Genomic DNA, 8102 nt, shown 5'->3' with positions numbered 1-8102 from the left:
GTTCTTCACCACCAAACCGTTCGGGGAAGGCACCGGCCTCGGGCTCGATCTGGCATGGAACATCGTCGTCAAGAACCATCGCGGGGATCTGCGGGTGGAGTCCGTGCCAGGCGATACGCGGTTCATCGTGCTGCTGCCGCTGCAGACGCCCGCCGCGGATGCCGCCCCGGCGGAGTAAACGCGTGCCGAGTGCGGCTCAACGGCAGGTTACTACCGTAGTTGTTGTTGAGGCCGGTGAACGGCAGCACGACCTGGGTGGCCCCGGCCGCGAACTTCACCACGCGGTTGTTGGCTGAGTCGGCGACGGCAAAAACAGCCTCTGACGTGGGGCGGGCGGGGCTCGAACCCGCGACCAACGGATTATGAGTCCGCGGCTCTAACCAACTGAGCTACCGCCCCCAGGATGCGATGCGGCCACCATGGTCGCACGTCGCGGCGTGGCCGAGCACACCGCCTGCTAGGTCCGCCCGGCGCGTCGGGCCGCAAAGAAGTTCCCACTGGCCGGCAGCAGGATCAATATCAGGATCGGCGCGACGAAAAGTAAGTCGATGATCACGCCCACCAGTCCGGTGCTGGACGTGCCACCGACCCTGACGACTAGCCCAATCAAGGCGAGAGCGAGTTCGATCGCCGAAACAACTATCAGCATTGTCCTACCCTGGCCCCGCAAGGCGCGGACTCCACCCCAGATGTACAGGCCACCCATCGCAAGTCTCACCAAAAGAATCACGAAAGTGACTGCAAGCAGTCCCGAACCGTATCGGTTCCTGATGGTGTCGGAAGTAGCAGCAAGTCCAATCAGGCCCAGCAGGCAGAACACAATGAGAAGCCCGCCAAACACAAATCCGATGACCGCAGCGGCTGTAACGGTGCCCGGGCGTCGGGCGACGTCGTAGCCGCCGACGGCGGGAGCGGGGTACCCCCCGTACTGCGGGGCGCCATATGGCGAGGGCGACGCTCCATACTGCGACGCTCCATACTGCGGGGCCCCGTACTGCGGAGCTCCATACTGCGGGCCGCCATATTGCGGGGCACCATACTGCGGGGCACCGTATTGCTCGCCGTATTGCTCGCCGTATTGCGGGACACCGTACTGCGGGGCGCCATATTGAGGCCCGCCATGCTGCGGGGCACCGTACGGCGGCGGGGACGCTCCTGGCTGCGGAGGTTGCGCCGGTTGACCGGGCGGCTGCCAGCCCGTGGGCGCCATCTGCGTGGGCTGGTCACCGCGAGGCACGCTCTCGTCGCCCCGCCCTTGGCTTGGATGTGACATGTGGCCCTCCAACCTCCGGTCAGCTGAACACCGTCTGGCCGTCGGTGTCGAGCAAGTATCGCTGAGTGCCAGACTGCACGCGAGGCGCATCGCCGCCCAGGGATACGGCAATCTTGTTGCTGGCGTTACGCATGATGTCAAAGGTGAGTTCGACGGCCTCAACCTGGGAGAAGCGTGAACGCACCTCGGCGGCATCATCGGCGACGAGGTGCGCCGGGGTCCAAATTAACGCATCCGTATACCGAAGCGCTGCTTTAACGCGATCATCAAAAAACTCCGAGTTCTCGAAGCGCTCGATTTCGTCATACAACGTCTCCGAACCCCCGGCGTCGAGTGCGGTGCTCTCGCGCAGCGACTTGCACAGTCGGCAGTTGTGCTGCGCCGCGCCGCGCAGCCGGACCAGCTCGGAGGTGACCGGGTCCAGCCCGCGCATCCGGGCGACCGCCGGCATAAAGTCGTCGAACACCGCGCCCGACACATCGGTGTTGTGATCCCACTCCACCGGCCCGCGCACCCATCCCAGATATTCCGAACCGACACCCAGCGCTTCCAGCCCGGCTCTCATCCGCGGCACAAAGTCGGCGATGTACATCGCCACGACGACACCAAAGGTGCTGTCCCCCAATTGCTTAAACAGCCTCGACCGCTGATCGCCAGTGATCCCGGTGACATCGGCGCTGAACTGCTCGGCAAACTCGGCGACGACGGCCTCGGCCTCCGACTCCGGCCCCTGCACCGCGACCTCGGCGGGCAACGGCGGCAGCGACAGCGCCTGGGCGCACACCTGCCGGACCAGTGCAGTAATACGACCGCTGGAAAGCGCGACCAACCGCGTCAGCTGATCTTCTTGAACCGAAACCGGAGCCGCCATCGATCCACGGTAGAACGCGTCCAGCCCACCGGCAAACGGCTATTGCGCCTGGCTCACCGACGACATGTAGAAGTCCGGTACCCGCAGCGTCGGCATCGCCGCACGGGTGGCCCAATCCCCCCACTCCCGGGGCAGGGTCTTCTCGCTGACACCGGCTTCGGTGGCGCGCCGTAACAGGTCCAGTGGGCTCTCGTTGAACCGGAAGTTGTTGACTGCCGCGGTTACCTCGCCATCCTCAATCAAATAGACGCCGTCGCGGGTCAGTCCGGTGAGCAGCAGCGTGGTCGGTTCGACCTCGCGGATGTACCACAGCGTGGTCAGCAGCAGGCCGCGCTCGGTGCCCGCGATCATGTCGGCCAGATCGGCCGATCCACCGGTCATCACCAGGTTGTCGGCGGCCACGGCGACCTTCTCGTCGTATTTGGCGGCTGTGGCGCGCGGATAGGCCAGCGCGTTGATCACCCCGTTGCGAATCCAGTCCACCTGGCTGATTTCGATGCCGTTGTCGAAAACCGACACCGTCTCCGAGGAGTTGCTCACCGCGACGAACGGCACGCACGCCAGCCCGGGGGCGAACGGATCGGAGAACAGCGTCAATGGCAGCTCGGTGATCCGCTCCCCCACCCGGGTCCCACCGCCGGGGGCCGAGAACGCGGTCCGGCCCTCCTGCGCGGCTCGGCCGGACATCTTCCACACCAGGTAGATCATCATGTCGGCCACTGTCGACGGCGGCATGATCGTCTCGTAGCGCCCGGCCGGCAGTTCAACCGACCGCGCCGCCCACCCCAGCCTGATCGCCAGGTCGTCGAGCAGCGAATCGGTTGGCACATCGACGAAATCGGGCGTGCCGATACCCGCCCACGCGCTGGCGTCACCCCGTTTGGCATTGATCTCCACGGAACCCGTGGGCTGGGTGTAGCGCCGACGCAGCCCGGTCGACGACGCCAGGAACGTCGTCGAAACACTGTGGTGCGCATACCCATAGAGCCGGTCGGTGCCACGGAACCCGCGGCTCAGTGAGCCGGCGACGTCGGCGAACACCTCGGCGCCGGTGCCGGCCACCGGCGCATCCCAGTCCACCGGCGCGCCGGCATCGGCGAGCAGTGGTGCGGCATCACCGGCCTCCGGCGCGGAGCGCGCCGCTTCCTGGGATGCCAGCACCAGCCCGGGGAGCACCGACGGGTCCACCTCGGCGGACACCACTGTGCCGATGTATGCGCTATCACCCTGGCGCACAATAGAAATCACCGCAATGCTGCGGCTCACCGAAACCCCGTTGGTGGTCATCGAATTGCCTGCCCAGCGCAACGTCGCTTCGATCCGGTCGGTGACCAGCACCATGGTCTCGTCGGCCCGCCGAGATTTCGCCGCCTCGTCCAGAACGATGTTGACGACGTGCTGCGGTGTGATCATCGGCCGCCCTCGGTACGGGTGTTGAGCACGTTGATACCCCGGAACAGCGCGGACGGGCAGCCGTGGCTGACGGGGGCAACCTGGCCGGGCTGCGCCTTGCCGCAGTTCAACGCGCCGCCCAGCCGCCAGGTAGACGGGCCCCCTACGACTTCCATCGAATTCCAGAAATCGAGGGTGGTGGCCTGATACGCCACGTCGCGCAGCGGACCGTCCAGGCGGCCGTCGCGGATGCGGAAAAACCGCTGGCCGGTGAATTGAAAGTTGTAGCGCTGCATGTCGATCGACCACGACTTGTCCCCGACGATGTAGATGCCGTCGTCGACCCGTGCGATCAGGTCCGCGGTGCTGAGGTCGTCAGAACCCGGCTGCAGCGACACGTTGGCCATCCGCTGAATTGGCACGTGATGAGCCGAGTCGGCATACGCGCATCCATTCGAGCGGGGCTGCCCTAGTCGCGGCGCAAACACCCGGTCGAGCTGATAGCCGACAAACATGCCGTCGCGCACCAGATCCCAGCGTTGTGCGGCTACCCCTTCGTCGTCGTAACCAACACTGGCCAAACCGAATTCGACGGTGCGGTCCGCGGTCACGTTCATCACCGGTGAGCCGTAACGCATGATGCCGAGTTTGTCCGGCGTGGCGAACGACGTTCCGGCGTACGCGGCCTCGTAGCCGATGGCACGGTCGTATTCGGTTGCGTGGCCGATGGATTCGTGAATAGTGAGCCACAGGTTGGTGGGGTCGATCACCAGATCCTTGGGGCCCGGTGTCACGCTGGGCGCTTTGACCTTTTCGGCCAGCAGCGACGGCAGTTGGGCGAGTTCGTCTGTCCAGTGCCAGATTTCGTCGCCGGCCACCGCCTCCCAACCCCGCGCGGCGGGCGGCGCCAGCGTGCGCATCGAGTCGAAACTGCCGGCCGCGGCGTCGACGGCTACCGCTTCCAGCGTCGGCAGCAGCCGCACCCGTTGCTGGGTGATCGATGATCCGAAGCTATCGGCGTAGAACGTCTGCTCCTTGGCGGCGGTGAATCCGGCTGACACATGGTCGATGCCGTCGGCGCTCAGCAGCCGCCCGGAGTAGTCCTCGAGCACGGCGATCTTTTCGGCCGCTGCAACGGTGAACGGGTCGATCTCGTAGTTCGACACCCAGGTGGCGTCGCTGTAGATCGGCTCGGGCGCCAGCTCGACCCGTTCGGCGTTCAGCACCGCCAACGTGGTGGCGACGTGCACCGCACGGCGGGCGGTCTCGGCGGCGACGGACGGCGCCAGCTCGGCGTGCGACGCGAAACCCCAGGTTCCGTTAACGATCACCCGGACGGCCAAGCCGACTTCCCGGCTGATGACCGCGGTTTCCAGCTCGCCGTCGCGCAGCTGGATGATCTCCGTGCTGGTGCGCTGAACCCGCAGGTCGGCATGGCTGGCGCCGGCCGCTTTTGCCGCCGACAGCGCGGCATCGGCCAGCTCGTGGCGCGGCAGGCCCAGGAAGTCGGCATCGATCCCCCGGTTCGGTGTCACCAGTCCACCGTAACGACCCGCTTTAATACATCCATGGCCGACGCGCCACGCCGATCCACCACTCTCGCGTATGCCCTGCTCGCGCCGAGTCTGTTCGGCGTGGTCGCCTTTTTGCTGCTGCCGATCCTCGTCGTGGTCTGGCTCAGCCTCTACCGATGGGACCTGCTGGGCCCGCTGCACTACGTCGGGCTGGCCAACTGGCGCTCGGTGTTCGCCGACTCCGACTTCGGCAACTCGCTCGTGGTCACCGCCATCTTCGTGCTGATCGTCGTCCCGGCGCAGACGGTCCTCGGACTGCTGGCCGCGACGATGCTGGCCCGTCAGCTGCCCGGCACCGGGGTCTTCCGCACGCTGTACGTGCTGCCCTGGATCTGTGCCCCGTTGGCGATCGCGGTGTTGTGGCGCTGGATCCTGGCCCCCACCGACGGCGCCGTGAGCACCGTGCTGGGACACCGCATCGAATGGCTTTCGGATCCCAGTCTCGCGCTGCCCGTCGTGTCAGCAGTCATCATCTGGACCAACGTCGGCTATACCTCGCTGTCCTTCCTGGCGGGCCTGCTGGCCATCCCGGCCGACATCCACGCCGCCGCCCGCACCGACGGCGCCACTGCCTGGCAGCGGTTCTGGCGCATCACCCTGCCGATGCTGCGGCCGACGATGTTCTTCGTCCTCGTCACCGGAATCGTCAGCACAGCACAGGTTTTCGACACCGTCTACGCGCTGACCGACGGCGGGCCGGCGGGCCGGACCGACCTGGTGGCACACCGCATCTACGCCGAGGCGTTCGGTGCGGCGGCCATCGGGCGGGCGTCGGTCATGGCGGTGCTGCTGTTCGTCATCCTCGTCGGCGTGACCATCGTTCAGCATTTGTATTTCCGGCGGCGGATCAGCTATGACCTCACGTAGGGCCTCCGCCGCGATGATCTACGCCGGCCTGGTGGTCGGCGCGGTGATCACGTTGGCCCCCTTCCTGCTCGGGTTGCTGACCTCGTTCACCTCCGCGCACCAGTTCGCGACCGGCACGCCACTGCAATTGCCGCGGCCACCCACCCTGGACAACTACGCCCATCTGGGCGACGCCGGCTTCGGCCGCGCGGCAGTGGTGACGGCGTTGATGACCGCGGTGATTCTGTTGGGCCAGTTGACCTTTTCGGTGCTGGCGGCCTATGCGTTCGCCCGGCTGCAATTCGCCGGACGCGACGTGCTGTTCTGGGTCTACATCGCCACCCTGATGGTTCCGGCGACGGTCACGGTCGTGCCGCTGTATCTGATGATGGCCCAGCTCGGCCTGCGCAACACCTTCTGGGCTTTGGTGCTGCCCTTCATGTTCGGTTCCCCTTACGCGATTTTCCTGCTGCGCGAGCACTTTCGGATGATCCCCGATGACTTGATCAACGCCGCGCGCCTGGACGGCGCCCACACGTTGGACGTCATCGTGCACGTGGTGATTCCGTCCAGCCGGCCGGTGCTGGCCGCCTTGACGCTGATCACCGTGGTGTCGCAATGGAACAATTTCATGTGGCCGTTGGTGATCACCAGCGGCCACAAGTGGCGGGTGCTGACCGTGGCGACGGCCGATCTGCAGTCCCGCTTCAACGCCCAGTGGACGCTGGTGATGGCGGCGACCACGATCGCGATCGTGCCGCTGATCACGCTTTTCATTGCGTCCCAACGGCATATCGTCGATTCGATCGTCGTCTCCGGGCTCAAATGAGCCGGCCCCGCTTCTCGACGCTGATGGCCGTGGCGCTGACCCTCGTCGCGGCGCTGCTGGCGACGACGGCGGTGCTGCTGGGCAGGTCGGGTGAACCTCGCGGCGGCAAGACCGTGGTGAAGGTGCGACTCTGGGGCGACCAGATCGCCGCGGCGTACCGGGAGTCGTTCGACGCATTCACCCGCGCGCACCCCGATATCGAAGTGCACATCGACCTGGTGTCCTACTCGACGTACTTCAACACCCTGCGCACCGATGTGGCCGGCGACAGCGCCGACGACATCTTCTGGCTGTCCAACGCCTACCTCGCCGCCTACGCCGACAGCGGCCGGTTGATGAAAATCGATCCCTCCCCCGACTGGGAACCGGCGGTGGTGGACCAGTTCACCCGCGGCGGTGTGTTGTGGGGTGTGCCGCAATTGACCGACGCCGGCATCGCCGTGTTCTACAACGCGGACCTGCTCGGTGCGGCCGGTGTCGATCCGGCCGCGCTGAACGACCTGCGGTGGAGCCCGCACGGCGGGGACACGTTGCGCCCCATGCTGGCCCGGCTCACTCTCGACGCCGATGGGCATGCCGCGGGCACACCGGGTTTCGACGCCGGGCGGGTCCGGCAGTGGGGGTACAACGCGGGCAACGACCCGCAGGCCATCTACCTCAACTACATCGGCTCGGCGGGCGGGGTGTTCCAGCGTGGCGACGAATTCGCGTTCGACAATCCCGCCGCGGCAGACGCGTTTCGCTATCTGGTTTCTCTGATCAACGACGACCACGTCGCGCCGCCGGCGTCGGATACCAACGGCAACGGCGACTTCTCGCGCAACCAGTTTCTGGCCGGCAGGATGGCGTTGTTCCAATCCGGCACCTACAGCCTGGCGCCGGTGGCCCGCGATGCCCGCTTCCACTGGGCTGTGGCGATGCTGCCGGCCGGACCCAAAGGCCGGGTGAGCGTCACCAACGGTATTGCCGCGGCTGGCAATTCGGCCTCCAGACATCCGGATGCGGTACGTCAGGTACTGGCCTGGATGGGTAGCCGGGAGGGCAATGCCTACCTGGGCCGGTTCGGCGCCGCCATTCCTGCGGTGCGCTCAGCCCAGCCGGTCTACTTCGACTACTGGGCCGCCAGGGGCGTCGACGTGACACCTTTCTTCGCCGTGCTCAAAGGCCCCCGGATTCCGGCCCCCGGTGGCGCCGGCTTCGCCGCCGGCAACGAGGCCCTGCAATCCTATTTCGACGAAATGTTCCTGGGCCGCGGCGATATCGCGGTACTGCTGCGACGGGCTCAGGCGGCGGCCAACGCGGCCGCCCGTCGATAGC

The 8102-nt window shown here is 66.4% G+C and carries 8 protein-coding genes and 1 tRNA gene; 4 read left to right on the top strand and 5 right to left on the bottom strand.

Translation table 11 applies throughout. From position 1 onward, the window contains the following. Window positions 1-178 (top strand): ATP-binding protein (locus VML93_RS27510; protein ID WP_325615419.1); only part of this gene is annotated, 178 nt, incomplete at its 5' end. 147 nt (window positions 179-325) lie between these two features. On the opposite strand, the gene VML93_RS27505 is transcribed toward VML93_RS27510, so the two are convergent. From VML93_RS27505 to VML93_RS27485, 5 genes are all read right to left on the bottom strand, one after another. Continuing rightward, window positions 326-399: transfer RNA gene (locus VML93_RS27505), tRNA-Ile, on the bottom strand. A 58-nt stretch (window positions 400-457) separates the two neighbouring features. Continuing rightward, window positions 458-649, bottom strand: coding sequence for a hypothetical protein (locus VML93_RS27500; RefSeq protein WP_325615411.1), 192 nt, complete (start codon window positions 647-649; stop codon window positions 458-460). A gap of 643 nt (window positions 650-1292) precedes the next feature. Further along, window positions 1293-2144 carry a carboxymuconolactone decarboxylase family protein gene (locus VML93_RS27495; protein WP_325615410.1) on the bottom strand — a complete coding sequence of 284 codons (852 nt, stop codon included), beginning with the start codon at window positions 2142-2144 and terminating at the stop codon, window positions 1293-1295. A 39-nt stretch (window positions 2145-2183) separates the two neighbouring features. Continuing rightward, window positions 2184-3557 carry a TldD/PmbA family protein gene (locus tag VML93_RS27490; RefSeq protein ID WP_325615409.1) on the bottom strand — a complete coding sequence of 458 codons (1374 nt, stop codon included), beginning with the start codon at window positions 3555-3557 and terminating at the stop codon, window positions 2184-2186. Then, entirely contained in the window at window positions 3554-5071 is a 1518-nt protein-coding gene (locus VML93_RS27485) for a TldD/PmbA family protein (protein WP_325615408.1), read from the bottom strand. The genes VML93_RS27490 and VML93_RS27485 overlap by 4 nt, the downstream gene beginning before the upstream one ends. A gap of 33 nt (window positions 5072-5104) precedes the next feature. Between VML93_RS27485 and VML93_RS27480 the strand changes: the two genes are divergently transcribed. Genes VML93_RS27480 through VML93_RS27470 form a run of 3 tightly spaced genes read left to right on the top strand, consistent with a single transcriptional unit; the run spans window position 5105 to window position 8101 of the window. Continuing rightward, window positions 5105-5977 (top strand): sugar ABC transporter permease, encoded by an 873-nt coding sequence (locus VML93_RS27480; RefSeq protein WP_325615407.1) that lies wholly within the window; start codon window positions 5105-5107, stop codon window positions 5975-5977. Continuing rightward, complete coding sequence (locus VML93_RS27475) at window positions 5964-6785, top strand: carbohydrate ABC transporter permease (RefSeq protein WP_325615406.1); 822 nt, start codon at window positions 5964-5966, stop codon at window positions 6783-6785. Before VML93_RS27480 ends, VML93_RS27475 begins: the two co-directional genes overlap by 14 nt. Further along, window positions 6782-8101 (top strand): sugar ABC transporter substrate-binding protein, encoded by a 1320-nt coding sequence (locus VML93_RS27470; protein ID WP_325615405.1) that lies wholly within the window; start codon window positions 6782-6784, stop codon window positions 8099-8101. Before VML93_RS27475 ends, VML93_RS27470 begins: the two co-directional genes overlap by 4 nt. Window position 8102: the final 1 nt, after the last annotated feature.

This window comes from Mycobacterium sp. (assembly GCF_035499775.1).
Classification (GTDB): domain Bacteria; phylum Actinomycetota; class Actinomycetes; order Mycobacteriales; family Mycobacteriaceae; genus Mycobacterium.
The sequence above is the reverse complement of the archived record's forward strand: the minus strand, read 5'-3'. Positions and strand labels throughout refer to the sequence as shown.